This window comes from Pseudodesulfovibrio profundus (genome assembly GCF_900217235.1).
Classification (GTDB): Bacteria; Desulfobacterota; Desulfovibrionia; order Desulfovibrionales; family Desulfovibrionaceae; genus Pseudodesulfovibrio; species Pseudodesulfovibrio profundus.
In genome coordinates, this window is the sequence record NZ_LT907975.1 from 4,135,454 (window position 1) to 4,161,308 (window position 25,855).

At 50.8% G+C, this 25,855-nt stretch carries 27 protein-coding genes; 5 read left to right on the plus strand and 22 right to left on the minus strand.

Annotated features, from left to right (window positions below; translation table 11 throughout):
* Positions 1-6: 6 nt before the first annotated feature.
* A complete protein-coding gene (locus DPRO_RS19455) occupies positions 7-729 on the minus strand; it encodes a TetR/AcrR family transcriptional regulator (protein ID WP_232005652.1) in 723 nt (240 codons plus the stop codon).
* Positions 730-771: 42 nt separating this feature from the next.
* Here DPRO_RS19455 and DPRO_RS19460 point away from each other — a divergent pair, with 42 nt between their 5' ends.
* Positions 772-1,590, plus strand: a complete 819-nt coding sequence (locus tag DPRO_RS19460) for a 1,4-dihydroxy-6-naphthoate synthase (RefSeq protein ID WP_097013576.1) — start codon at positions 772-774, stop codon at positions 1,588-1,590.
* Between the two features lie 24 nt (positions 1,591-1,614).
* Here the strand turns inward: DPRO_RS19460 and DPRO_RS19465 are convergent, their stop codons facing one another.
* The 7 genes from DPRO_RS19465 to DPRO_RS19495 all read right to left on the minus strand — a co-directional run bounded on the left by DPRO_RS19465 (position 1,615) and on the right by DPRO_RS19495 (position 7,353).
* Positions 1,615-2,538, minus strand: coding sequence for a DMT family transporter (locus tag DPRO_RS19465; protein ID WP_097013577.1), 924 nt, complete (start codon positions 2,536-2,538; stop codon positions 1,615-1,617).
* A 175-nt stretch (positions 2,539-2,713) separates the two neighbouring features.
* A complete protein-coding gene (locus DPRO_RS19470) occupies positions 2,714-2,983 on the minus strand; it encodes a hypothetical protein (protein WP_097013578.1) in 270 nt (89 codons plus the stop codon).
* A 72-nt stretch (positions 2,984-3,055) separates the two neighbouring features.
* The gene (gene yjgA, locus DPRO_RS19475; protein ID WP_097013579.1) at positions 3,056-3,610 is read right to left on the minus strand and encodes a ribosome biogenesis factor YjgA; all 555 of its coding nucleotides are present in this window, start codon (positions 3,608-3,610) and stop codon (positions 3,056-3,058) included.
* A 3-nt stretch (positions 3,611-3,613) separates the two neighbouring features.
* Positions 3,614-4,228: an ABC-type transport auxiliary lipoprotein family protein gene (locus DPRO_RS19480; RefSeq protein WP_097013580.1), complete on the minus strand. Its 615-nt coding sequence runs from the start codon at positions 4,226-4,228 to the stop codon at positions 3,614-3,616.
* Positions 4,229-4,242: 14 nt separating this feature from the next.
* Positions 4,243-5,391, minus strand: a complete 1,149-nt coding sequence (locus DPRO_RS19485) for an MlaD family protein (RefSeq protein WP_097013581.1) — start codon at positions 5,389-5,391, stop codon at positions 4,243-4,245.
* A 9-nt stretch (positions 5,392-5,400) separates the two neighbouring features.
* Positions 5,401-6,201: an ABC transporter ATP-binding protein gene (locus tag DPRO_RS19490; protein WP_097013582.1), complete on the minus strand. Its 801-nt coding sequence runs from the start codon at positions 6,199-6,201 to the stop codon at positions 5,401-5,403.
* Positions 6,202-6,204: 3 nt separating this feature from the next.
* The gene (locus tag DPRO_RS19495) at positions 6,205-7,353 is read right to left on the minus strand and encodes an ABC transporter permease (RefSeq protein WP_097013583.1); all 1,149 of its coding nucleotides are present in this window, start codon (positions 7,351-7,353) and stop codon (positions 6,205-6,207) included.
* Between the two features lie 153 nt (positions 7,354-7,506).
* Here DPRO_RS19495 and DPRO_RS19500 point away from each other — a divergent pair, with 153 nt between their 5' ends.
* Positions 7,507-7,980: an Lrp/AsnC family transcriptional regulator gene (locus DPRO_RS19500; protein ID WP_097013584.1), complete on the plus strand. Its 474-nt coding sequence runs from the start codon at positions 7,507-7,509 to the stop codon at positions 7,978-7,980.
* Between the two features lie 19 nt (positions 7,981-7,999).
* A complete protein-coding gene (locus tag DPRO_RS19505; RefSeq protein WP_097013585.1) occupies positions 8,000-11,017 on the plus strand; it encodes a proline dehydrogenase family protein in 3,018 nt (1,005 codons plus the stop codon).
* A 64-nt stretch (positions 11,018-11,081) separates the two neighbouring features.
* Here the strand turns inward: DPRO_RS19505 and DPRO_RS19510 are convergent, their stop codons facing one another.
* Genes DPRO_RS19510 through rpe form a run of 3 tightly spaced genes read right to left on the minus strand, consistent with a single transcriptional unit; the run spans position 11,082 to position 14,218 of the window.
* A complete protein-coding gene (locus DPRO_RS19510; RefSeq protein ID WP_097013586.1) occupies positions 11,082-11,582 on the minus strand; it encodes a GNAT family N-acetyltransferase in 501 nt (166 codons plus the stop codon).
* Between the two features lie 4 nt (positions 11,583-11,586).
* A complete protein-coding gene (locus tag DPRO_RS19515; protein WP_097013587.1) occupies positions 11,587-13,515 on the minus strand; it encodes an ATP-binding cassette domain-containing protein in 1,929 nt (642 codons plus the stop codon).
* A 52-nt stretch (positions 13,516-13,567) separates the two neighbouring features.
* Positions 13,568-14,218, minus strand: coding sequence for a ribulose-phosphate 3-epimerase (gene rpe / locus DPRO_RS19520; protein WP_097013588.1), 651 nt, complete (start codon positions 14,216-14,218; stop codon positions 13,568-13,570).
* A 202-nt stretch (positions 14,219-14,420) separates the two neighbouring features.
* Between rpe and DPRO_RS19525 the strand changes: the two genes are divergently transcribed.
* Positions 14,421-15,200, plus strand: a complete 780-nt coding sequence (locus tag DPRO_RS19525) for a substrate-binding periplasmic protein (protein ID WP_157917566.1) — start codon at positions 14,421-14,423, stop codon at positions 15,198-15,200.
* 36 nt (positions 15,201-15,236) lie between these two features.
* On the opposite strand, the gene DPRO_RS19530 is transcribed toward DPRO_RS19525, so the two are convergent.
* From DPRO_RS19530 to DPRO_RS19575, 10 genes are all read right to left on the minus strand, one after another.
* Positions 15,237-15,560 (minus strand): hypothetical protein, encoded by a 324-nt coding sequence (locus DPRO_RS19530; protein ID WP_097013590.1) that lies wholly within the window; start codon positions 15,558-15,560, stop codon positions 15,237-15,239.
* A gap of 17 nt (positions 15,561-15,577) precedes the next feature.
* Positions 15,578-16,027, minus strand: a complete 450-nt coding sequence (gene ahbA, locus DPRO_RS19535) for a siroheme decarboxylase subunit alpha (protein WP_097013591.1) — start codon at positions 16,025-16,027, stop codon at positions 15,578-15,580.
* Between the two features lie 111 nt (positions 16,028-16,138).
* Positions 16,139-17,359: a heme b synthase gene (gene ahbD / locus DPRO_RS19540; RefSeq protein ID WP_097013592.1), complete on the minus strand. Its 1,221-nt coding sequence runs from the start codon at positions 17,357-17,359 to the stop codon at positions 16,139-16,141.
* Positions 17,360-17,368: 9 nt separating this feature from the next.
* Entirely contained in the window at positions 17,369-18,352 is a 984-nt protein-coding gene (hemB, locus tag DPRO_RS19545) for a porphobilinogen synthase (RefSeq protein ID WP_097013593.1), read from the minus strand.
* 214 nt (positions 18,353-18,566) lie between these two features.
* Entirely contained in the window at positions 18,567-19,760 is a 1,194-nt protein-coding gene (ahbC, locus tag DPRO_RS19550) for a 12,18-didecarboxysiroheme deacetylase (protein ID WP_097013594.1), read from the minus strand.
* 148 nt (positions 19,761-19,908) lie between these two features.
* Positions 19,909-21,048, minus strand: coding sequence for an OmpA family protein (locus tag DPRO_RS19555; protein WP_097013595.1), 1,140 nt, complete (start codon positions 21,046-21,048; stop codon positions 19,909-19,911).
* Between the two features lie 101 nt (positions 21,049-21,149).
* Positions 21,150-21,482 (minus strand): hypothetical protein, encoded by a 333-nt coding sequence (locus DPRO_RS19560; protein ID WP_097013596.1) that lies wholly within the window; start codon positions 21,480-21,482, stop codon positions 21,150-21,152.
* Between the two features lie 12 nt (positions 21,483-21,494).
* The gene (locus tag DPRO_RS19565; protein WP_162291202.1) at positions 21,495-22,694 is read right to left on the minus strand and encodes a YIP1 family protein; all 1,200 of its coding nucleotides are present in this window, start codon (positions 22,692-22,694) and stop codon (positions 21,495-21,497) included.
* Positions 22,695-22,786: 92 nt separating this feature from the next.
* On the minus strand, positions 22,787-23,998 hold the full coding sequence (locus DPRO_RS19570; protein ID WP_097013598.1) for a glycosyltransferase family protein: 1,212 nt from the start codon (positions 23,996-23,998) through the stop codon (positions 22,787-22,789).
* The gene (locus tag DPRO_RS19575; protein WP_322788579.1) at positions 23,995-24,765 is read right to left on the minus strand and encodes a glycosyltransferase family 4 protein; all 771 of its coding nucleotides are present in this window, start codon (positions 24,763-24,765) and stop codon (positions 23,995-23,997) included. Before DPRO_RS19575 ends, DPRO_RS19570 begins: the two co-directional genes overlap by 4 nt.
* Before the next feature lie 69 nt (positions 24,766-24,834).
* Between DPRO_RS19575 and DPRO_RS20680 the strand changes: the two genes are divergently transcribed.
* Positions 24,835-25,056: a hypothetical protein gene (locus DPRO_RS20680; RefSeq protein ID WP_322788580.1), complete on the plus strand. Its 222-nt coding sequence runs from the start codon at positions 24,835-24,837 to the stop codon at positions 25,054-25,056.
* Between the two features lie 147 nt (positions 25,057-25,203).
* Here the strand turns inward: DPRO_RS20680 and fliS are convergent, their stop codons facing one another.
* Positions 25,204-25,836, minus strand: coding sequence for a flagellar export chaperone FliS (fliS, locus tag DPRO_RS19580; protein WP_097013600.1), 633 nt, complete (start codon positions 25,834-25,836; stop codon positions 25,204-25,206).
* Positions 25,837-25,855 lie beyond the last annotated feature (19 nt).

Genomic DNA, 25,855 nt, shown 5'->3' on the forward strand with positions numbered 1-25,855 from the left:
TATCTCCTAAGATGACGTGTTGCCTAAACCATGGCGTAGAAAATCCGTCATGGCCCTGGCTTTGTCTTTCAAGCGTTGTTTTTCTGGTTCAATCCCTTTGTCCAGCGAAGGGACTGCATGGTTTTGTAGAAAACGATCAAGGACCGAGTGAAGGATGAAAACGGTTTCATCAACATCCAACTCAGGCCGCAGTTGCCCGCTTTCAATGCCGTTTTGAACCAGTTGACGTAAATACTTTGCATGTGCACCCCGGATCTCCCCAAGGAAATGATCGCGCATGGGAAAGTGCTCGTTAAACAGCATCTTGAGGTAGATACTATAGAGGTGCGGGTGCGAATCGATGAATGCGGCACTGGCAAGGAAGCTGTTTTCGATGCGTTGAAAAAAATCCTTACCTGACGTGTCACGAATGGCTTTCAGTGGTCTCTTGAATTCGGCAAGAGCTTGTCCGAAAAGGTATTCAAATAATCCCTTCTTATTCCCGAAATATTTGAACAATGACCCCTTGGCAATACCGAGTCGTTTGACCATTCGATTGATGCTGGCCTGTTCATACCCGTGGTCAGCAAATTCTCGTGTTGCTTCCTGCAAAACACGGTCGCGTTTTTCTTCAGGAAGATTGTCAAAAGTGGGTTGTACGCGGGACATGTTTTCTTGCTCTTTAAAATGCCTTATTGTAATGGTGACCAGGTGGTCATTAGATGTATAGGCAGTGAGCTTCTCTGTCAATGTTAGTTAAATGTGTATTTATATAAGATGGATAGGTTGTAGATGCTGAAGCTTGGTTATTCTCCATGTCCCAATGATACGTTTATTTTTCATGGTTTGGCGTCAGGAAATGTCAACTGGCCCGGTGGGTTGGATATATTGCTTGCTGATGTTGAAGCTTTGAACACCATGGCTGCTGAAGAAGCTTTGGATGTCGTAAAGGTATCTGTTGCCGCTGCTGCCACCATACTGGATAAATACGTTCTGCTTCGGGCCGGTGGGGCCATGGGGTACGGGGTTGGTCCCATCGTGGTGGGAATTCAGGAGCAAGACATGACCGCGCTGGATGGAAAAACTGTAGCTATCCCCGGCAGGAACACAACTGCAAACCTGTTGTTCGGGCTGTGCTGCAAGGAGAAGGGTATATCTGTTACTCTCAAGGAAATGGTCTTTGATGAAGTGATGCCGGCTGTAAAGTCCGGTGAAGTAGCCGCCGGTGTGGTCATCCACGAAGGGCGATTTACTTTCGAGGCTATGGGATTACATCGCATGATGGATTTAGGTCAGTGGTGGGAAGAACACACAGGACTGCCTATTCCGCTTGGAGCAATTGCTGTTCGCCGTTCCCTGGGGCCTGAAGTCGCTGCGCAGATGAATGAAGCTATCCGTCAAAGCCTTCTCGCTGCTAGAAAGAATCCGGAAGGATGCAAAGCATATATTAAAGAGCATGCTCAGGAAATGGATGATGCGGTCATTGAGGAGCACATCCGTACCTTCGTTACTGACTACAGTCTGGATGTTGGTGAGGGTGGTATGAAGGCTGTTGAGCGCTTGTTGTCAGAAGCCGGTTTTAGTGACGGTGAGGCTTTCGTCGCACTTTAAAGATTAAAGGTTTTTCCTCGGTTCTTACGGAGCAGCAGGCGTGGTGCTTTTCTCTGGAACCGGTTCCTTCTTTTTATCCTGGCTGATGTATACGCCTGCCAACACGAGGAAAGAAGCGGCATACTGAATCATGTTCAGGCGTTCACCCAGCATGAGCCAGCTGAGGAAGAGGGTGATGACCGGAATAAGATTGACGAAGGCCGAAGCTTGACTGGCCGGAATTTTGGACATCCCATAATTATACAACCCATAGGCTGCCAGAGTTACGAAAACTCCGAGATAAACAATTGCAGAAATGCCAATGAATGAAAATTCGGTGGGCATAGTTGTTGTTGGCAGGAACAGCAATGGGAAATAGAACATGGTCCCGATGAATGCCTGAACCATCGTTAAAAACCATGGATTGTACCTGGGAGTCAGCCCTTTCAGGGTGATCATGTAACCTGTCGCACAGATCATGGCGATGAATTCGAGGAAGTTCCCAAGTATCGGGTTGGGGGCATTTGAAGAACTTTCCGCTGCTGCAGAAAGAATGATCGCACCGGAAATAGCCAGACAGAAGCCACTGAGTGTTTTTCTGGATACCTTTTCTCCCAAGGTGAAGCGGGCTGCCACGGCAATGAGCAGCGGGAGCAGGGCGCAGATCATACCGGCTTGGGAGGCGTCCGTATATGTCAGGGCGAGCGCTTCAAAAATGAAATAGAACCCTGGCTCACAGACCCCCATGAACAGCAGCAGTTTCCAGTCTCCTGCGCGGTAATCAATGTTCTTCAGTGACTTGAATACGAAAAGAAAGCAGATGGAGGCGATAAGCATTCGCCCGAATATGACAATCATCGGATCGAAGTGCTGAAAAGCGATTTTCAGCGCAACAAATGAACTGGCCCAGAGAAAAACTCCGGCGCAAAGTGCGAAAAACGCTTTACCTTTTCCTTCCGTGACAGTCATGGCAGCTTCCTTAATAAATCAGTGAGGAAAGAGGTTTACCACCCTTTTCATCAATAGGGAATATCCTAACCAATCGAATATTTCCATGGTGGTCTTCGGAAAAGGTGATGAAGGTAGACACAAAAAAACCCCGCATGACGGGGCTTTTTCGTGGTGTTCTCCGGACTGGCGTTGCTTAGTGAGGGCAGACGGCCAGTACGTTTACAGGCTTGTAACCATTTTGGGGATTGAGCGCATATCGGCATCCAAGGTGTGAACCTTCACGCTTATGCGCGATCTCTTCTTCGCTGCCAAGGTAGAAAGGACAGCTATTGGAGTTGCAAATGAGAATGACATCCCATCCGGTTTCCGGCGGCGGAAGCCACGGTTCCATAGGTTTTCCGCAATGCGGACAATCGTGATCTTCCAACTCGGTGACGATCCCGGCATATTCGTGAATTACCATGTTATCTCCTTTTACGGCCGATTAGGAGCCGTTTCATGCGTTAATAGGGAAATAAGTATATATTCAGGGGCGTCAAGAGGCCGGAGAATCTTTTTCCGGCATAGGTGGCAATTTCTTGAGCATTTTGAATAAGGCTCGGCTGTTTTTGGGAGGCTGACCTTTCAGCTTTTCCCTTCTGGCTCCCAACACCAACTGGCGCAAGCGTTGACCATCTTCTGGGTACGCAGTGAACATCGACTGGAGGAGATCGTCGTCGCCATCGACCAGCCGATCCCGCAGTTGTTCCATTTGATGGAATTCAGCGGTTTTGATCGCATGTCCTTGTTGGGCGGCTTCGACAATTTCCCGAACCCGTGTGGTATCGAAAGTGCGCATGAGCTTGCCCACATATTGCATATGTCGACGCCGAGCTTCATGTTTGGTCAGCTTCTTAATGAGGAGGAGCGCTTCTTCAACTTCCGGGGGGAGGTCGGTTTCCTTGATGACTTTATCACCTAGAGCGGCAAAATCGCCACCGAGTTTCTGCAGTTCGTGCATTTCCCTTTTGAGTTGCGAGCGACTTGGCCCTTCTTCAATTTCATCAAACTCTTCAGGGGCGTAAAGGTCTCTTTTTTGTTTTTTTCTCATGTCTTATTGCAGTGGCGTTTGGGCCAGGTCTTTTTCAAGTTCTTCGAATATCAGTTGAACACCGGTCGTCATTCCTTGAACCAGCTTTTCGGGCGTAGGCTCAGTCAGAGGGACGCGTTGCGTGTAGTCTTTGGAAAAAACGATAGTATTGTCCGGCGTGTTTTCATCCACAAGGAAAAACTGCATGGCTACAACAGCCACAGGTTCACTAGTGGCATAGTCGCCATACAGTGAATTGACAACACCTTCGAGGGTCAATCCGGGAATAATCATGGAGCCGGGTTCGATTATGCTGGCGAAAATATCTGCCTCTTTCAGCCAGGACCGCAATTCCGTAGTAAGCATGGACCGCGGAGAGACAAAGAACATGTTGTAGAAATCCGATTCCACTCGTCCGTTATCCAACTGATAGACGAGTTCTCGGGTATTGTAGATTTCAGATATGCTCAATCGGCGTACTTTAAGAATCAAATCTCTTTTGACATGCGTCGTTTCTGCACTGCGTTCGGGCATCAATCGATAAAATTGCTTGTCTAACGGTTCGCTACCCAGCTTTACGCAACCTGCGCTGAGCATGAGCAGTACGAGCAAACAGGGGATGGTGGTTTTATTCATCATATCTCTAATCCGGGTTATTCTGTGTCCGGGGTTGCTTTACTCGGTGGTTTTCCAAAGAAGACACCGGAAGGATACCGTTTGGCATCACCGGTCAACTCTTTTACATTTTGCATTATTTCTCGTGTATCTTCCAGAATGCTGTGAATGGTCCCTTCTTCACTGGCTGCAATGGAATTCAAGCGATTAGCCAATGCATGGACCTTGGCTACAGCTGCGGCCAAGTCATTCGATGCTTCTGATATGTTGATCAGGGCAGGGCCAATTTGAGCGATCGCCTGCTGGGTTTTCTCGTTTTGGATCTCTTTGCTAATAATTGCCGATGTCTTATTCAGGTTTTCCATAGCCTGCCGCGCTTCTTTAGACGCAGCAATAAGGTCGTCCGAAGATTCGTTGACGATACGATTCACGCCCGAAATGGCGCCAACGACTTCTGGTATCAGCCGTTCCGTTTCCGGTGATGCCATGAGTGTGTTTACGCGAGAGATCAGTCTGTCTGTGCTAACGAGTATGCTGAGCAAACGGTTACCGGCTTCTCGGCCACCTTCGGTACGCATGAAGTGATCAATGGTATCAACAATGGATTTAACATCTTCGATGATTGAGGTGATGTCTTCCTGTCGTATGCCGCTGAGTGTTTTGGAAATGGTTGTCACGGCACTTTCCACGCGTCCCAATGTGCTGGGCACAGATGGAATATAGGCAACGTCCGGTTCCCATCCAATGGGCAGCGGGCGATTCTGGGTAGGATCGGTATACACGAAATTCAGGAACAGCTGACCTGTCAGTCCCAGGGAAGTCGGTCGGACTCGAAGACCTCGTTGTACTTCCTCATCTATGGACTTCAAAAATTCGTCATCGTCCATTTCATTGAACAGCTGCGGGTTGATTTCTGTGGTTACCAATACGTATCTGGCTGAGGATCGGGCTTCATCGTACTTGTTGGCAACGAAATTGATGTCCGAAACCCGTCCGACGTTCACGCCTCGCAACTTGACAGGTGAGCCTATTTCCAGCCCGTTGACTGACTCATTAAAATAGCTTTCCACCGTGTAGCTCTTGCTGAAATATCTACCGGCTCCCAGCACGATAATGATGGCAATCAGCATGCAGGTGCCGATGATGATGAAGGCTCCGAGCCTGAAATAGTCTTGTTTACGAATCATTATGGTATCCTATTCGGGCATTGGACATTTGTCTGTGATGTCCGATTTGCCAAGTGAAGGCATGCGGTGGAAGAAGCGCTTCACGAGGACATCCTCTGATGTGTCTCGTAAAACTTTGGGATCGCCTTCGGCAACAATTGATTTTACGGACTTGTCGAGCATAATCACGCGGTCGGCTGTTTTATAAATGGATTCAAGCTCGTGCGTGACTATAACGAACGTTATTCCAAGGGATTTTGAAAGCTTGAGGATGAGTTCATCCAGTTCCGCGGAGGAGATCGGGTCCAGGCCGGCTCCTGGTTCGTCCAGAAATAATATTTCAGGGTCCAAAGCCATTGCTCGGGCTATGGCTGCTCGTTTCTTCATCCCTCCCGACAAGGCGGCAGGCATCTTGTATAAAGCGTTTTCCAAGTTGACCATTGCCAGTTTTGACTTGGCTGTCATCGCAATGGCTTCGGGGGGGAGATCGGTAAATTCTTCTAGTGGCAGCATCACGTTTTGCAGCAGTGACATGGAGCCGAACAGAGCACCCATTTGATACATCACCCCAAACTTGCGAATGATCTGCGCTCGTCTTTCCTCATCGGCAGAAAACAGATCCATCCCATCATATTCAACGCTCCCTTGCATGGGAGTTCGCAGGCCGATCATGTTTTTGAGGAGGGTCGACTTCCCGCAACCTGATCCGCCTAAAATAATGAAGACTTCGCCACGTGCAACATCAAATGATACATCGTCTATTACAATAGTATCACCATACCCGCAGGTCAGGTTCTTTACGGAGATGATAGGGGCGCTCATGGTATCCATTTTTTACCATCCCAGCACATAAAAGACCATGGCGAAGATACCGTCTGCAAAGGCAAGGAAGATGATTCCTGTTACAACGGCACTCGTGGTGGAGAGGCCGACAGCACTGGCGCCACTTTGTGTTTGCAGGCCACGTAAACAGCCAACTCCGGCAACGATTATCGAGAAAATGACAGCTTTGAGCATCCCGCCCCAGAAGTCCACGTAGTCCAGATAAGAGAACACTCGGCTAGTGTAGGTGACCAGTGGGAATCCCAGGGAAAGCATGACCACAGCACCACCGATCAGGCTCGCCATATTGAAAAATATGGTCATGAGGGGGACCATGGCGAGGGATGCCAGCAATTTGGGAAGGACCATGAAGCGCATGGGAGAAAGACCCATGGTCGACAATGCGTCCAGTTCTTCGTTGATCTTCATTGTTCCGATTTCTGCGGCAAAAGCCGAACCGGATCGAGCTGCAAGCAGGATGGCGGTAACAAGGGGGCCCATTTCCCTGAACATGACCAGCCCCAACATGTTGGGAATGAATATCTCGCCACCGAATCGCTCCAGTGTAACGGCTGACTGGAATGACATGATGAGTCCCATCAGGAAGCCGATGAGCGTAATGATGAAAATCGAATCGACGCCGACGTTGACACAGGCCATGAGAACATCTTTCCAGCGGACCTGCCGAGGGTGGAACACTGCATGAACGATCATGGTCAAAGACTCACCGATGAAGGAAACCATTTCCCGCATTCTGATCAGGACACCGCTGGTAGCCATGCCCACGGACTCTGTGAAGCTCCGCCGTTCATCTGCTTTTGGCGCCCAATCAGGGATGTCGCAATCCCATGTTAAATCTATGAGTTGTTTGTATTGATCGTCCAGGTTGACGAGCTGCATCTTGCCGCCAGCACGGGCTGTTTCTTCTCTTATTTTGAGAAGCAGGGCGATACCTGATCCATCCATCGCTCTGACGTCTGAACAGTCAACAATGACTTCCGTAGTATGTGTGTTCTTTACAGGATCAATGGCAGAATCCCACACGGAAGCCGTCCCGGCAGCGTCAAAATTTCCATGGAATGTCAATCGAAGTTCCATGGAAGTATGGTGCGCCTGTACTGTGGCTCGGTGACCGTGGTCGTCAAATTTATTCTTTGTCATTATGAAAGATCTCTTGGCGCCATTGGGTTTGATCAATATGGAATAGTAATGATTTCTGGTGGCTGTGGCAATGGTAAGAGGAAGCTTTTAAGTAAAAAGGGGTGCATACGTAACAGTTGACAAAAAATCTGTAGAACATTATTCCTTATTGTTATGAATAACAGAAAGATTGACGATTTAGACTTGGAGATACTGAATATTCTTCAGGCGGACGGCAAGGTTTCTAATGCCGAAATAGCCCGTAAGGTAGGAAAAGCGCCTTCTGCGGTGCTGGAGCGGGTTCGCAAATTGCGCAGAAGCGGCATTATCAAGGGGTATGAATGTATTGTCGACCACAAAAAGCTTGGGCGTGGTCTGACGGCTTTCACCTCCATTCGAGTGGAAGAGGGGGTTGGTGCGACCGAGGTGGGCGAAAAGCTGGCCGAACTACCTGAAGTCTTGGAAGTTCACTACACCGCCGGACGGGATTCATATCTGGTCAAAGTGCGCGTGGAGGATACCGAATCACTTCAGGCAACGCTCGCCAAGTTCGGGACCATTGCTGCGGTTCGCGACACCAACTCGACCATAGTTCTTACTACGGTGAAAGAGTCTCGCATAATCCCGCTTCCTTCATCATCTGACTAAAAACATCAAGGAGCTGTCAATGTCTACTGAAATACACTCCCTGGACCCGAAGATTATTGCTCGGGGCAGGGAGTTTTTTGCGTCCATTTCCGGTGAATCTCCTTCAGTATTCAACAAGGGATGGTGGACTGGGAAGGTTATGGACTGGGCCATGAAGAATGAAGACTTCAAGGTGCAGATGTTCAGATTCGTTGACGTGCTGCCTTACCTGAATACCTCTGAATCGTTATCACGGCATATCGAAGAATATTTTTCCGGTGACGATTCCAATATTCCTGACGTGCTCAAATGGGGCGCAACAAAAACGAAGATCGGTGGCGGACTTGTTGCCAAAGTCCTGAACAAGACCATTCGCTCCAATATAGAGACAATGGCGCGACAGTTCATCATCGGCCAGACCTCGAAGGAAGCGGTCAAGGGTATCAAGAAGCTCCGTAAGGATGGTTTTACTTTCGTACTCGATCTCTTGGGAGAGGCCACAGTTTCTGAGGTTGAGTCCCAGGCTTATGTCGATGGGTATCTGGAGGTCCTCGATGCCATCCACAAGGAGGTTGGCAAGTGGAAGCCGGTTGGCGCTTCTTCCGGCGACATGGACTGGGGGCATGCTCCCATGGTTAATGTCGCGGTCAAACCTTCCGCATTCTACTCACAGTCCAAGCCCGTTGATGTTGATGGCACGGCGCAGGGTATGATGGAACGGATCGAGCCTATCTACCGCAAGGTCATGGAGATGGGCGGTTTCATGTGTATTGATATGGAGTCTCTTAAGTACAAGGAAGCCACTGTCGAACTCTACAAGCGCCTGCGCACCAAGTATGCAGACTACCCACACCTTGGTATAGTTTATCAGGCATATTTGAGAAGTGTGGATGAGGATGTCCGTGATCTGATCGACTGGGCACGGGAGAAGGAACTTCCGGTCTCGATTCGACTTGTCAAAGGCGCGTATTGGGATTTCGAGACCGTCATTGCCAAGCAGAACGGCTGGCCGATACCAGTCTGGGTCAATAAGCCCGAATCAGATATGGCATTTGAACGGGCATCCAAAACCATTTTGGAAAACAGTGATATTTGCCACTATGCCTGCGCATCGCACAATATTCGCTCAATCTCTTCGGTAATGGAAATTGCTACCGAGCTTGGCGTGCCTGAAGATAGATATGAGTTCCAGGTTCTGTACGGCATGGCCGAACCGGTTCGTAAAGGTCTCAAGAATGTGGCCAAGCGGGTTCGCCTATACTGCCCGTACGGCGACCTGCTGCCCGGCATGGCATATCTTGTCCGCCGCCTGTTGGAGAATACAGCCAACGAGTCGTTCCTCAAGCAGACCTTCGCAGATGAAGCGGATATGGATCGCTTGCTGGAAAATCCGGAAGACACGCTGCGCCGTCAGTTGGAAAACAAGCCAGCTCCCAAGTTGAAGGCTGAGGGGATCGGAAAGTTCTCCAACCATCCATTTGCTGATTTTACCATACCGGAAGAGCGCGACGCATACCCCGCCGCCATTGAACGTTTTCGATCCAATATCGGGCGCAAGGTGCCTCTGTTCATCAACGGAAAAGAAGTGGAAACTTCTGACACACTCGATTCCTACAACCCGGCGAACCCCAATGAGGTCATTGGTTCGGTCTGTCAGGCTGGCATATCCGAAGTCGATCAGGCTGTTGAAGTCGCTTCGGAAGCATATCTGTCCTGGCGAGATGTGCCGCCCAAGGAGCGAGCCGAGGTCCTGCTCAAAGCGGCTCAGTATCTCAAGGATAACATCTATGACCTGTGCGCTGTTCAGATTCTCGAAGTCGGCAAACAGTGGGATCAAGCCCAGGCTGATGTTGCCGAAGCCATTGACTTTCTCGAATACTACGCACGCGAGATGATCCGCCTTGGCGATCCGCGTCGGATGGGCAACGCCCCCGGTGAAATGAGTCATCTTTTCTATCAGGGTAAAGGTGTGGCGGCAGTTATAGCGCCGTGGAATTTCCCGCTGGCGATTTCCGTTGGAATGGTTTCTGCCGCCATCGTCGCCGGTTGTCCCGTGGTGTATAAGCCTTCGGGAATCTCTTCTGTTGTCGGTAACGGCCTGGTTGATATGTGGAAGGCCGCCGGACTGCCGGATGGCGTTTTCAACTACTGCCCCGGACGTGGCTCTGTGATGGGCGATCACCTCGTTGATCATCCGGATGTTTCCATCATTGCCTTTACCGGCTCCATGGAAGTCGGATTGCGTATTCAGGAGCGGGCAGCAGTTGTGCAGCCCGGGCAACAGCAATGCAAAAAGGTGATTGCAGAGATGGGCGGCAAAAACGCCATCATCATTGATGACGATGCCGATCTCGACGAAGCTGTCATCGGTGTTTTGTACTCCGCATTCGGATTCCAGGGGCAGAAGTGTTCCGCCTGTTCAAGGGTGATTGTGCTTGATTCGATTTACGATCGTTTCATCAAGCGACTGACCGAAGCGGCCGAATCCGTCAAGCTTGGTCCTTCCGAGAATCCGGCAAACTACATGGGGCCGGTGGCTGACAGGGCTGCACAGGAAAACGTGTTGCGCTACGTCAAGATAGCCGAGGAAGAGGGAACTGTGCTGGTCAAGCGTGAGGTCTCCGACGACTTGAAGGCTACAGGCGGATGTTATGTCCCGATGACCATTGTTGAAGGGATTACCAAAGAACACCGCATTGCTCAGGAAGAGGTCTTTGGCCCAGTCCTTTCAGTCATGCGTGCCAAGGATATGGATGAGGCTCTCGACATTGCCAATTCCACCCGTTTCGCTTTGACCGGAGCTATATATTCTCGCAGTCCGGCCAATCTTGAACGTGCTTACAAAGAGTTCAGAGTTGGCAACCTGTATCTCAACAAACCGTCTGTTGGTGCCTTGGTCGAGCGGCACGCTTTCGGTGGGTTCAAAATGTCAGGCGTTGGTTCCAAGAGTGGTGGCCCCGATTACCTCTTGCAGTTCCTTGATCCTCGACTGGTCTGTGAAAACACCATGCGTCGTGGATTTGCACCTATCGAAGACGACGACGATTGGCTTAACTAAGCTAACCAATAAAAAAAGGCCCGTCAGAGAGAATCTCTGGCGGGCCTTATTTGTGCGCTACACCTTATGAAATTTGAAGTGGGAGAGCCATTTCATGCCATTCGGCTCCACCGTGGTTGGACTCGGAGACCCCGGAATCCTTGAAGCCCAGACGGCCGTAGAAGTCGATAAGCTCTTTCTTGCAAAGCAGTAAAATCTGAGACTTGCCCAGCTCTCTGGATTGTTCGATGAAACGTTCCATCAATTTGTATGCAATACCGCGCTTACGGTACTCCGGATGCACTGACAGCGAAAAGATGACAATGTTGTGCCCATCGGGATCGTGTCCGATGAGTTGCTTGAATTCCTCGTCCGTGATGTCGTCTTTATTGGTGGAACCACTGTTCACCTGTGCGACAATCTTACCGTCGCACTCTGCTACGAAAAACCCTTCAGGGTAGTCGTTGATGCGATTGCGCAGCGAGGAGGTCCATGCCGCTTCAGAGGGCGGAAAAGACAGACATTCTACAGTGTGGCAGGCAGTAAGGTCGTCGGGCTCGACCATGCGGATGGTAATGTCAGACATGTGATTAATCCAGATCTACGCCTTCAAGGGCGGCTTCAAGTTCTTCCCAGGTTTCGTAAGCTGTTTCTAGCTCCGTTTCTACCTCTTCCAAACGACGCTGATCAGCGGCCATTTCATCGCCACTGTGTTTGAAATAATCGGGCGCGGACATTTTTGTCTGCAACTGTTCCAACTCTTCTTCCAGGCTTTCTATGAGCTTGGGGAGGGTATTGAGTTGTTCGCGCTTTTTTTCGAGCTCATATTTTTCCTTGAAGCTCAGTTTCTTTGATGCGGGCTTAGCCGGTTTCTTCTCAGGCTTTGGCTTGCACGCTTTTACTGGCTCAGGTGTGGTGTCAGGGCGTTGTCTGACCCAGTCGTCATAGCCGCCAACATACTCGGCCACATGACCATTCCCTTCAAAGGCGATCGTGGATGTGACGACGTTGTTGAGGAAGGCTCTGTCATGGCTGACCAGCAGCAGGGTGCCGGGGTAATCCATGAGCAATTCTTCCAACAGGTCCAGTGTTTCGGCATCAAGGTCGTTGGTCGGTTCATCCATCACCAGCACATTGGATGGTCTGGTGAAAAGACGAGCAAGGAGCAGTCTGTTGCGCTCGCCACCGGAAAGGACCGACACGGGAACAGTGGCTCTGTCTGGAGTGAAGAGGAAATTTTTGAGATGGCTCATGACATGGCGTCGATGACCATTTATTTCAACAAAGTCATTGCCGTCCGCGACATTGTGACGAGCGCTTTTGGTCTCATCAAGCTGCTCGCGTAATTGATCAAAATAGTTGATCTGAAGATTGACGCCATGCCTGATGGTACCGGACTGGGGGTCGGCTTCTCCCAGCAGGATATTCAGGAGGGTGGTTTTGCCGATCCCGTTAGGACCGATCAACCCTATTTTATCCCCGCGCATGATTGTGGTCGAAAAGTCGCTGATGAGCATCGTGTCCGAATATCCGAAACAGATGTTCTGGGCTTCAACCACCATTTTTCCTGTCCGGTCGGCTTCCTGGATCACCATCTTGACCTGACCGGTACGCTCACGGCGCTGCCTGCGTTCTTCACGCATTTTTCTCAAGTCGCGAACACGCCCCATGTTTCGTGTTCTGCGGGCTTTGATGCCCTGACGAATCCATGTCTCTTCTTCGGCCAGCTTTTTGTCGAAATTGTGGTTCTGTTTGGCTTCAGCTTCCAGGTCGGCTTCTTTGCGTTCAAGATAGGTAGTATAGTTGCATTCCCAGTTGAATAAACGGCCGCGGTCCAGTTCCACAATGCGCGTGGCAATCTTCTGTAAAAAGGCACGATCGTGAGTCACGAAAAGAAGGGCCGTATTCTGGCGAAGCAAAAAGTCTTCAAGCCACTCAATGGACTCGACATCCAGATGGTTGGTGGGTTCGTCCAGAATGAGTAGATCAGGGTGCGTTACAAGGGCACGCGCCAACAATGCTCGACGCTTGGTTCCCCCGGAAAGAGAGCCGAATGCCTCGTCGCCATCCAGTTTCAGATGGGACAGCACGGTCTCAATGGTTTGATGATGTGGCCATCCGCCGGCTTCCTCCAGCACATGCTGCGAACGCTCCATGCGCGCTACCAATTCGGCCTGATTGTCTTGGACCGTACTGAGCGCACGAACAGCATCGTGATATGCGGAGAGGTGTTCACCGACTTTTCCAAGCCCTTGTGCGGCAACGTCATACACAGACCCTTCCAGGTCCTGTGGAATCTCTTGGGGGAGCATGGCTATTTTTGCTCCCTTGGCATAATCGACGCTGCCGGTGTCCGGCGCAAGGGAGCCATCGATGATGGACAGCAGTGTCGATTTTCCCTCACCGTTTCTGCCGAGCAGGCAAACGCGCTCGCCTGGCTCAATTTGCATGGAGACCCCATTGAGCAGAACGGTGCCGGTGAAGTTGATGGATATGTCGCGAAGGCTGATGACGGCCATGGTTCCCTTGGGAGAAGGGGGAGTGATCCCCCTTACACTTGAGCTGTATGAATTATTTGCAGGCTTCCTGAAACGTTTTGAGGCGCTCTGCGTATGGCGGGTAGCCGAAGAAGGCAGAGCCGGAAACGAGAACATCAACGCCTGCAGCGGTCAGTTCCCCGGCGTTTTCTGCAGTCACGCCGCCATCGATCTGGATGAGTGTGTCAGCACCGGCATCAACAATCATTTTCTTGAGTTCCTTGACCTTGTCGAGACAGAAGGGAATGAACTTCTGGCCCCCGAAGCCCGGGTTGACCGACATGATCAGAACCATGTGAAGTTGCGGGAGCAGGTACTTGATGGTCTCAAGCGGCGTGTGCGGATTGAGAGCCACAGCCGGTTTTTTCCCTGTTTCGGCGATCTGGGAGCAGACACGCTCCAGGTGGTCGCACGCCTCGGCGTGAACGCAGATGAGGTCGGCGCCGGCATTGGCGAAGTCCGTGATGTATCGTCCCGGATCCTTGATCATGAGGTGACAGTCGAAAAAGAGGTTCGACTTTTGGCGCATCGCCTTGATGATTGGCGGACCAAAGGTGATGTTCGGTACGAAAACGCCATCCATAATGTCAAGATGGACCCATTCAAGGCCTGCTTTCTCTAGTGCTTTCAGTTCGTTTTCCATATTGGCGAAATCGGACGAAAGCATGGAGGGGGAAAGAATCATGATAGAGCTCCACTGCTGTGATTTGATTGCTTGGATTTGTGTAACGGAGACCGTCGCGGTACGCAAGGTGGAAACGTACATTACAGCCGCAAGATAACGGGCTTGCAATAAATCTGCATATCAATAAGGTTCAGCGACTTTTGATCAATACAGTTTATAATATTGAGTGGTGGGGATGGTTACTCATATTTGTAGATACCTGATGGTATTTTTTCTTTTCCAATGTGCGCTTGTGAATGGGACCGCTCGAGCGGGTGAGTTCAAGGCATATGTCGGTGAAATTCCACCTTTGATTTATCTCAATGATGCTGGACTTGCTCGTGGAGCCGTCGTCGATGTTGTTGTTGAAGCCATGGAAATGGCTGGTATCCCTCTTGATCAGGATAGCGATATTGCGTCCATCAGTTGGGCCCGGGCTATCGAGGATGTAGAATACACACCTCGCACAATGATCTTCTGCATGGCGCGGACAGAGCAACGGGAAGACCGCTTCAAATGGGTTGGCCCTGTTGCCGAAATGAATGTCGGGTTGGTTGCCATGAAGCACTCGAGTGTCTCCATTTCTGACAAGGATGATGTTCGCAAATATCGTATTGGCGTCATACGGAGCAGTGGGCCGGTTGATATTCTCGAAAGTGAGTACGGTGTGCTGAAGGAGAACTTGACGCAGGTTGCTTCAGATGAACTGCAGTTCAGGATGCTTAAAGCTGGACGAGTCGATTTGATTACTCAGGCTGATATTGCAGCCCCGGTGTTGATTCGCGAGATGGGCATGCCTTCTGGTGCGTATGAGATGGTGCATGTCCTGCAACACCTGTATCTTTACGTTGCGTTCAATAAACAGACGGACGATGAACTGTTGGAAAAGGTGCGGGAGGCCATAGGGGAATTGCGGTCGTCGGAAGATGGTGCCCCGAGTCGTTATGATCTTTTGTTACGAAAACATGCTCCAGAAGAGCCGTTGCCATATCGGGCAAAATAGTGAAACGCCCTCAGTATTTCTACTGAGGGCGTTTTTTTATTTCTCAAAAACTATTTTGTTGCGGATCAAGCCGATCAAACAACCGAGTACCACTGATATGACGAGTATGTATGCCCATGCTGAAGGAGCTTGCACTGAAACCAGTACCATCAGGGGGAGTGAAGTTAACCCGCCGATGATGGCCCCGGAGAGCCAGTTGTAGGTTGGCAGTTTGGTATGAGTGACCAGTATGCCCAGTACCAGCCAATGAAGAAAGGCGGCGATGAGCGTCTGCCAGTTCAGATTCTGGAAGGCCATGGGGATACCACCGATGATTCCTGCGGCTGATCCCAGCATCAGTGATTTTATGAACCGTTCCATACCTTGCTCCCAATCTTTTACTTGTTCATCTTGAAATCGACTTTGATCTTGAACAATTTTTCTGCAGGAAGGTTAAGAATCTTGATTCCTGTTTTAGCGGTGATGGAATCAAGGATCGATTCCACGGCATCCATATCCGGTGCGATGAGTGCGAACCAGATGTTGAATTCGTTTTCACGCAGATAGTTATGCGTTACGCCGTCGTGTTTGTTCACCTCGGCAACGAACTCTTCCATCTTGTCCTCGGGGCATGATGCCGCACACAGAGTGGACTGCCAGCCAAGTGTCTTGGAAGTGAAGTTCGCTCCCATGCGACGGATGACACCGGACTTCTTGAGATCGCGGACACGTTCAAGTACTTCGGATTCGGATAAACCGACCTGTTTACCGACTTCTTCATAAGGACGCGACGCAATAGGGAAGTGTGATTGGATTATATCGAGAATCTGCTTGTCGTAGTTGTCCATCGGAACTGACTCCAGCGGCTTGCGGGGCTTTCCTGAAGCGGAATGATTGCCCGGTATTGTTAAGCGTGGAGAAGAGGAGGTGTACCCCCTCTTCTCCGCGGCGAATGCTATTTACTTTTTGGGTTGTTTCTTGGGCGTGTACGAACAAAGAGGTTCTTCCTTGAGGTAGTGCCCCTTCATTGTTTGCGCTCTTGCACGACAGCCGCCGCATACCTTTTCATATTCGCAGTGACCGCATTTCCCGTCATATACGTCGGGATTACGCAGGTTGAGAAACTGCTGTGACTCCTTCCAGATATCCGGGAAGGGGATCTCACGAACATTGCCACAATCCAGTTCGAGGTAGCCGCAAGGCTGCACCTGTCCACGGTGCGAGATGAAGCAGAAGCCGATACCGCCAAGGCAACCACGGCTGACAGCGTCGAGGCCGAAGTTCTCAAAGTTGACAGGCGTGCCTTCTTCCTTGGCGCGCTGGCGGAGGATGCGGTGATAGTGCGGAGCGCAGGTTGCTTTAAGCTGCATGTCCGTGGTTTTTCGGAAGTCATAAAACCAGTTGAGTACGTCTTCGTATTCTTCAGCGGTGATGACTTCAGTTCCCAGTTCGACGGCTCGGCCGGTTGGGACCAGAAGGAATATGTGCCAGGCGGCTGCACCGATATCTTCACAGAGGTTGAAGATGTCCTTGAACAGGTGGAGGTTGTTCTTGGTGACAGTCGTATTGATCTGGAATTCTATTCCGACATCCTTGAGGTGTTGAATGCCACGCATGGAAGCATCGAACGCGCCGATCTCACCACGGAACGTGTCGTGCTGATTGGCTTCGGGAGCGTCGATAGAGATGGAGCAGCGTTCAATCCCTGCATCCTTCATCTTCTGGGCGGTCTCAGGAGTGATGAGCGTGCCGTTGGGAGCCATGACACAGCGCAGCCCTTTGGCTTTGGCGTATGCAATAAGCTCATACACGTCGGGGCGCATCATGGGTTCGCCACCAGTGAAAATGATGATGGGGGAACCTACGTCGGGGAACGTGTCGATGAGCGCCTTGGCTTCATCGGTCGACAGTTCTCCTTCGTAAGGCTCCGGGTGCGCCTCGGCCCGGCAGTGCTTGCAGGCGAGGTTGCAGGAGCGGGTTACTTCCCATGCAATAAGACGACAAATCGGGGTGACGCCATCGTCAAGGAAGCGCTTGGGTGCGTGTTCTGCTCCAGGGTGGGATTTGCCGTGCGGATGCCCGCCCGGGTGTCCGCCTTTGGAGTGATCAGGGTTGGCTCCGGGATGACCTTCTGGAGGACATCCACCCATACCACCGGGGTGTCCGTTGTGTTCGCTCATAATATATCTCTATTTGTTGAGGACTTTCAAAACATCTTCAGTGAAATACGTCAGAATGAGGTCGGCTCCAGCCCGTTTGAAGGCTATCAGCGATTCCATGACCACAGCTTCTTCATCAACCCAGCCGTTGAGTGCCGCGGCCTTGATCATGGAATATTCGCCACTGACCTGATAGGCGGCGACCGGTGTGTCGAAATTGTCGCGGACCTGCCGGATAATGTCGAGGTAGGGCATGCCCGGCTTGACCATGAGGATGTCAGCTCCCTCTTCCAGGTCAGCAACTGCTTCGCGCATTGCTTCGCGGGAATTGGGCGGGTCCATCTGGTATGTCTTGCGATCGCCGAACTGGGGAGTGGACTCCGCAGCCTCGCGAAATGGGCCATAAAAAGCAGAAGCATACTTTACCGCATAGGACATGATCGGCGTGTTGGTGAACCCTTCTTCATCAAGCGCATCGCGGATGGCGGCCACGCGCCCGTCCATCATGTCGGAAGGGGCGACAATGTCAGCTCCGGCGCGAGCCTGGGCAACGGCAGCCCGAGCAAGCAGATTGAGGGTTGGGTCGTTCTGAACATATTCGTTCTTCACAATGCCGCAATGTCCATGGGAGGTATATTCGCAAAGGCAGGTATCAGCGCAAACAATCAGGTTCGGCCAGCGATCCTTCAAGAGGCGGATGGCTTTTTGCACGATTCCGGAATCGTCATACGCCTGAGAGCCGACATCGTCCTTTTCGGCTGGAATGCCAAACAGGATACATGACTTCAGCCCGTTGTTTACAGCTTCTTCCACACGCTTTTCAAGCTGCTTGAGGGAGAGCTGATATTGCCCCGGCATGGAGCTGATCTCTTTCTTGAAGTCTTCATCGTCGGTTTCAACAACGAAGTAGGGCATAATCAGGTCGCTTGCCGAGACCTGATTCTCGCGAACCAGTTCCCGCATGGTCAGACTGGAACGAAGTCTGCGGCCTCGGTAAAAATCGTTGGGAATCATTTTGTATCTCCGTGCAGAGTTATTTCAGCCACTCTCTACTTGTTTTTATCGGTCTCGCCAAGCAGGTGCAGCTTTTATCTCAGGCGTGCAAACGTCAAAACCGCCTGTGACTCCGAGTCTCCTCGTCGCGGCAGGCGGCGTACAGGCTATTTGCCAGATCAGAAAATCCGGGGAAACCTCAGATGAGGTTCCCCCGGTATTTCTGTTTCAATCTTTACAGAGGCTCGCCGCTGATCTCTTCGTCTGTGAGATAGCAGGCAGGGTCCTGAGCCCAGAAGTCGTCGTAGTAGGCTTCGGCGCGGGCGCGGAAGTTACCACCACAGACGTTCAGGAAACGACATGTGGCACAACGGCCTTTCACATGGGGACGCTTGTCCTTGAGCTTCATGAGCAGTTCGTTTTCCTTGTCAGTCCAGATTTCGGAGAACGGACGTTCCAGAACGTTACCGAAGGTGATGTGGCGCATGAACTGGTCGGCATGAACCTGACCGTCCCAGGAAATACAGCCAATACCACGACCGGAGGAGTTGCCTTCGTTCATCTTGAGGAGTTCAAGCACTTCCTTGGCGCGCTCAGGGTCTTCCTTGAGCAGGCGGTGGTAGACGTGAGGACCATCAGCGTGGTTGTCGACAGTCAGGACTTCCTTGGGAAGGCCCTTGTCGAACAACGCTCTGGTGCGATCCATGATCAGGTCGACCACTTCGCGGGTTTCCTGGTGATTGAGATCTTCCTTCATGAGGTCGGAGCCGCGTCCGGAGTATACCAGATGGTAGAAACAGATGCGGGGAATATCCATGTCTTCGATCAGATCGAAGAGGTGGGGAACCTCGACAGCGTTACGCTTGTTGATGGTGAAGCGAAGACCGACTTTGAGGCCTTCGGCCATACAGTTCTCAACGCCCTTGAGCGCCTGCTTGTAGGAGCCTTTCACTCCGCGGAACTTGTCGTGGACTTCTTCTGCACCATCAAGGGAGATGCCGACATAGGAAAGGCCGACTTCCTTGAGCTCACGGGCTTTGGACTTGGTGATCAGAGTTCCGTTGGTGGAGATGACGGCACGCATACCTTTGGAGGTGGCGTACTTTGCCAGGTCAACCAGATCTTCACGAACCAGCGGTTCGCCGCCGGAAAAGAGCATGACCGGTGCGCCGAACTGCGCGAGGTCATCGATGATCTCTTTAGCCTTTTCGTGGGAAATGGGGTCTTTATGGGCGCTTGGATCGACAGCGTGCGCATAGCAATGCACACATTTCAGGTTGCAGCGCTGGGTCATGTTCCAGACTACGACCGGTTTTTTGTCTTTGGCGAACTGCAGGAGATGAGAAGGCAGTTGGCCGGATTCGCGATTGTAACGCAGCGCATCCGAGGGTTCGACGGCGCCGCAGTAGAGTTTAGAAATACCTATCATTGGGTGTTAACCTCTCTTATAAAGTGAAGGTCTGAGGTATCACATAAAAGGGTGAGTGTAAAAGACGAAAAAAGGGGCAGACAAGCCCCTTCCCTTTCAGTTTGTTTCAACTGTGTAGTAACTGTTCTCAATTGGGTCAAGTTCTTATTTACTCAGCAAGCCGTATTTCGACCCGTCGGTTCTTTTGCATGGCGTCCTTGTCGCTTCCGATGGCGATAGGTCGGCTTTGACCATAACCGACAACATCAACCTGACTTGATTCGAGATTCCAGTTCTTGATCAGATACTGCTTCACAGATTCAGCCCGTTTTTTCGACAACTCCAAATTGTACGCAGCTGAGCCTTTGGCATCGGTGTGGCCGGCAATAATTATCCGGCGTCCCTTGAGTTCTGGGGAATTCATGGCTTCACCAAACGCATCAAGTGTCGGATAGGATGCTTTTTTAATGACAGCCTTATCGAAGTCGAATTCAATGTTGAGATTCACACCGTTGATTTCGGGGCGATTGGTTTTCTCTTGGTCTTCCTTGTCATTGCCGAGGTCCATTTCTTTCATTGAAGATTCAGCGTCGGGGGATGTTGCCAAATCCGTGGCAGTGATGGGGACCTCCGCAGTCAACGAGGCCTTTACTTCTTCCGTGCTGTTGGCAAAGCGGTAGGTTGTATCCGGGGAGGGGAGCCAGCTTTTCAGGGGGATACTCATGTCTTTGGCAATATCACGAATGATTAAATTGAAGGGTGAGTCATTCATTCTGAATTCATGGCGGACATAAAAGTAGTCGTCCGGCAGACGGCTTTCGATGCGGGCAGACTGCATCATGGTCCAAAGCAGGGTGCCGTCCTGAACCGAATAAATATTCATCTGGATGGTTATTGCCGTGTCATCCAGGGTGTGTCCGGCATAAAAATAGGGAACCATGCCAAAGATGAGCAGGTCGGCTCCTCTACGTTGGGCATGCTCCAAGGCAGAGCGCAGACCACGGTATGGGGTGCCGGGTTGGAATTCCTGCACTGGAAAGAGGCGCTCCTCTGTCCAGACATTATGAAAGATTTGTGCAAATGCGTCGGCCAAGTGGCGATGGTCGCTGTTTTCCTGCTGTATGAGAAATGGTTGGAAGTAGGCCGTCAGTGGACGGTACTGCTTATTCTTGGGATGAACGGAAACCTGTAATGACGATTTCCTGACAGGGGCATCGGTGTATACGACTGTCTGATCCGTCAGAGATGGATCAATGTAGCCACAAGCGCCCAAGGATAATAACAGTATGAATAATATTGCTTTTTTCATGACATTCACCGGCTGAAAGTTGTTTCGGATCGTTAACACACGCCAAGAGGCTGACGAAAACGATAGCAGTGCCACTGAATGAGCAATATGTGTGCCGAGAATTATTGAATCGTCTGTGTGGGGCTGGGGGCTGACTCAATGGAGTCCAACAACTGTTCGCGTGATTCCTGCAATCCCTGCCTCAGCAGTATCTTTTTGCCGGTGGACAGCTTTCGGAATTCCGGCCGATCAGCCAACTCCGAAAGTCTGTCCATTTCGGTCATAACATTGCGAATCAATTTTCTGATGTCTTTCCCTTGCGGGTTCAAGTGGGATGCAAGGACGGCAAGATCGCGTATCTCTTGAGCCAGCCGTTTGAAGTTCTTCGGCTGGATCTGTTTAGCCAGTTTGCGCTGTGCTTTGAATCCTTCGATCTTGTCTTTTATCCATCCCATAATACATCCTCGCTAAACCGTCGCCATTCCTCCCTGGAAGATGGCGAGTGCTGCAATCATTCCAAGCAGGAGCGGAATGAGAGCGACTGGTATTACCTTGGCAAATGAAGTTTTATGAATATGCTTCAGGCCGGTAATGGTCAGGAACAGGCCCCAGATTGCGGCAACGGCCATCCATACGACTTCGATTTCCGCTATGGGCATAGGGAAAATGCCTAATATGATTGGCGCGTTGGCATATGCAAGGGCACGGAATGTTCCTTCAAAACCTTGGTTGTCTGCTCGCATCAAAATGAGCAGAAGATGGTAAATCCCGGTAATGACGAACTGTCCTGCTGCTATCAGTGCAGGCATGAAAAGGAGCATGAGTATCGGCGCAAGAGCGCTGGAGACTCCTCCAATAGGATCATTGCCGGGCTGAGCCGAAGCAGACAGTCCAACCAAACCCCAAAAATACTGAACAAACCCCTGAATCATGGTCAGGAGAATGGTGAAAGTCAGCGGTTTAGAAAGGCCTCCGCCAACTGGCATCACCGAGAAAAAGAGGCGAGGGGATGTGATGATCAGCTTAACCGTCATATACAGCCCGTGAAAGAATCCGTACCTGTCGAGTTGCTCGAAAGGAGGCGGTACCAATGGACTGCTTCCGCGGTTTTCGTCCTCTGCATCATCGTGCATCGGGTCCGGGAAGTCCTCGCTGAACTCACCGTTCCAGCCAGGGATTGGATCAGGCTCATTTTGTTGAGGCTGTGTTTCCCTTTCACTTGCCTGGTTGGATGGCTGTGTCTCAGCTTCTGCGCGTTCTTCACGTACCGTTTTCTGACCACCTGCTGGGGGAGTCATGCGGCCGAGCTTGTCCCACAGTGCTTCATTGCGATTTGGAGAATCGCTGGGCAGATTGGGAAAAGCAGATTCTTCCTGTTTTGCTTCTTCTGATTCATTAGTCTCAGAAGGTGATGCTTCTACAGGTTGCTCTTGAATTTCTTCCTGTTCAGGTACCGCGGATTGGGTTGGAACGACTTCTTCAACGCTGGGCGGTTGAATGTCTTTTTCCTGTTCTTCCTCGTGTATCTCGAAGTTCTCTTCTTCAGGGAGTTCGCGAAAACGAAATTTCGTTTTGCACTTCGGACAAGTAGCTACCTGAGATTTTGCGGGTATTTTAGATTCGTCAACCTCGCGGCTGAACTGGCATTCTGGGCAGAGTATTTCCATCGTCATTCCTCGAAAGACGTTTAATTCAATGAAGGTCGGTCCTATCTCTTTTGTACTGACAAATCAAGCTGACTGCAAATGGTTGCACGACGCTAGGCCGGGTTTTCTTCAAGAAGCATGACTTGCAGTGCTCCGGCAATAAACGATGCTTCAGAAAATGCCGAGCGGTTCAGGTTTGGATAGTCTTCATTGAGAAGGTGTTGAACATGTTTGTTTCCGACGGTGTCAAAGCGCTTGAGCTTTGCCGTCAGGGTTTCCGGTGTTTTGCGCAGCCTGCTGTAGTGCAGGATGGGTGCATCGAGAGCCAAGGCAACTCTGCCTTCCACTCCAGTGAGTTTTTCATGGATGGGGTTCTCGAAACGGACGGACTCCCTGTTGCGGAAAAGGCGCAACTGGAGGTCTGGCCATAAGCCGAATCCGACCTTGCAGTTGTTCTCATCCGGGTAAAAAGTCATTCTGGGGAAATAGCATGCTTCTAGTCGTTTGATGAGAAGGAGCGCGGTGAAGAGAGACCATGTGTCTTCGCTGAAAAGCTCGTCCCCATCCAGGTAAAGAATCCATTCACCGGAACATTCTTTCACCATCTTGTTTCGCTGGCTAGAAAAATCAGTCAGTGGACTGGCTATATTCTTGATGGGAGCCGCGCAGTGGTAGTCTGCCTCGGGCACTGTTTCACTGTCCCACACAACGACGACCTCTTTTATCCAATCGGGGAACTGCGCAAAAAAAGTATCGAGATCCGGTTCAGAGGGGTCGAGAATCACCCCTACACTCAGATCTGGAGCCTGAACTGCAACGTGGCTCAAGTACGCACTGTTTATGGCCTGATGTGAGCGGGCGCTGACAAAGAGCTTTTGGAGTGAGCGGAGTTGTTCTTTCTCGCTGACTGGCAACTCGGGATTGAGAACCGTATGGGTGTTTTCCGAAGATGCACCGGCCATGTTCAATAAGTAGAACTGTGCCCATGATGACGTGTCGGCAAGCACCATCGCTTTGCCGGATTCGTTGGTCCAATCGGAATTGTTTTCCAGAAAAGTACGAATGTTGGTGGTGTTCGTTTCACAAACAATGAGTGTTTTGTCTGTGGGTAAGGCTGATGCAAGGGCTGCTGCAGTCGTGCCGTTGCCCAGCCCAAAGAGTACCAGGTTATCAGCTCCACTTTTGGTGAGAAACTTCAGCGTACGCTTGACGAAGGTTTCGATATCATCATTGTTGAGTGTCTCCACATGGTAGGGCGGAGTCGGATTTTTGAACTCGAAAGAGAGAACCGCATCGGTGTATCGTGATATCAAAGCTGTATTCATGTGCGTATTCCTTTTTGTTTCAGGAGTTCGTCGTATATCGATTCGAGGTCGCTGACAATATTTTGTGTACGATAAAGGCGTCTGGCTTTTTGTTGACCGTTCAATCCCATTCGCTGCGCTTCATCCGGATTGTTAAGCAGGTATTTGATTGCGTTGGCATACTCTTCAGCCGTCTTTGCGATAAGGCCTGTTTCTCCGTGGTCAACAAGTTCCAGTTGCGCGTTGTCTTTAAGCCCTTCACACGGGTGCGTTATCACCGGCAAGGCACAAGCCATTGCCTCTGCAATGACCAAGCCGAATGATTCCCCTGTATCATTTGCGTGGGCCAGGAGAGACAGTTCGCCCATAAAGGACGCTAATTCCTCATCGTGTGACACGGGCGGGAGAAAAATGACGTTATCTTGCAAATTATGTTCTTTGACATAGGCATGTGCTTCCGGGATTCCACCGATGACATGGTAACGGAAATCAGGGAAATCGCGGACAATGAAAGGGAGAAACTCAAGACCGAGCCGTGACCATTTTCCTGGATCAACCCTGGATATACGGCCTACGATGGGGCGTGCATAATCCTTTTCTTCGGGGGTGTTCGCCATGAGTCGGTCAACATCGACGGGATTGTATAAGGCTCGGTAGCGGGGGGCAGTGGCTTTGAAGCCGACTAGCTGGCTGTATCGATCGAGGCAGAAGTGGGAAACAAACAGCGTAGCGTCAATGATGCTGGCTGAAGGGCTGGGGTCATGTCTGCCAAAGACATTGGTTTCCACAACTATTGGAGTCTGCGCCAACTTCATCGGCTTGAGTAGGTTGGGGTCGGGCCATCCTGCTCGGTGAACATGAACGATGTGTGGCTGAAGTTTAAGCAGAACGGAAAGCAGGTCGCTTCCGATATAGGTAAGAATGTTCTGTTCTCGAAGTTGTTTGCCTCGTTCACCATCCCTGAAGCTGAAAACAAACGGTTTGAACCGTTCCTGATTCAGGTTGGTGACGAATTGTTGCATCACTTTCTGAGTGCCGCCAATGCCAAGGCTGTTGACGACATGGAGAACTCGAAATGAAGGTTCGGACATGAAAGGAAAGGTGACACAAGGCGTGTCTCTTGTAAACACCTCAACTGTTTAACGTTACGGTGTATTGTGGTGTCGCTTTCCCAGAGGATAGCTGGATGAAGAAAAACCGACCCGATCTAGTCGGGCCGGTTTTTTTTAGCCATTGTTGTTGCTGTAGGCGTTGGCTGCTCTGAACTTGGCAGCATTGACAGCCGTTCTGAGCTTGGGTGGGGCTGCCGGAGTTACAGGCTTCGGCGCAGCCGGTTGTTGCTTGGTTGCCGGATCCGCTGCAGGTGCCATGTTTTGATTCGGTGATGCTGGTTCTTGCGGTGAATTGGCCGGTGGAGTCGCCTGCATGACCGGGGCTGGCGGAGTTGATTGAGTCGAGATGGTGCGTGAGTCACCCGGAGCGGCCTTGCCGTCCATGACCGGGACAATCTCGGCATAGGCCGAACAGATGCCTTCCAGAATCTTGATAACGTCATCAATCATCTTTTTGTTCATCCGAATATTCGCCTTGATGAGATGGGACGTGCAGAACTGATAAAGAGAACCCAGCTTGGGGGTGATCTCTCCTCCCTTCTCCTTGTTCAAACTCTCCGAAAGCTCATGAATAATCGCCATGGCCTTGGAGATGTACACTCCCTTCTTGGCGTAATCCTTATTGTCGATTTCAACCTTTGCACGCTTGAGAAACTTGATCGCGGCTTCGTAAAGCATGATCAAGAGTTCCCCTTGCGTGGTCGTTTCGACCTGTGTGGCGAGATAAGCCCTAGCGGGATTGGCCATTAAGTCATCCTCCTGTCGT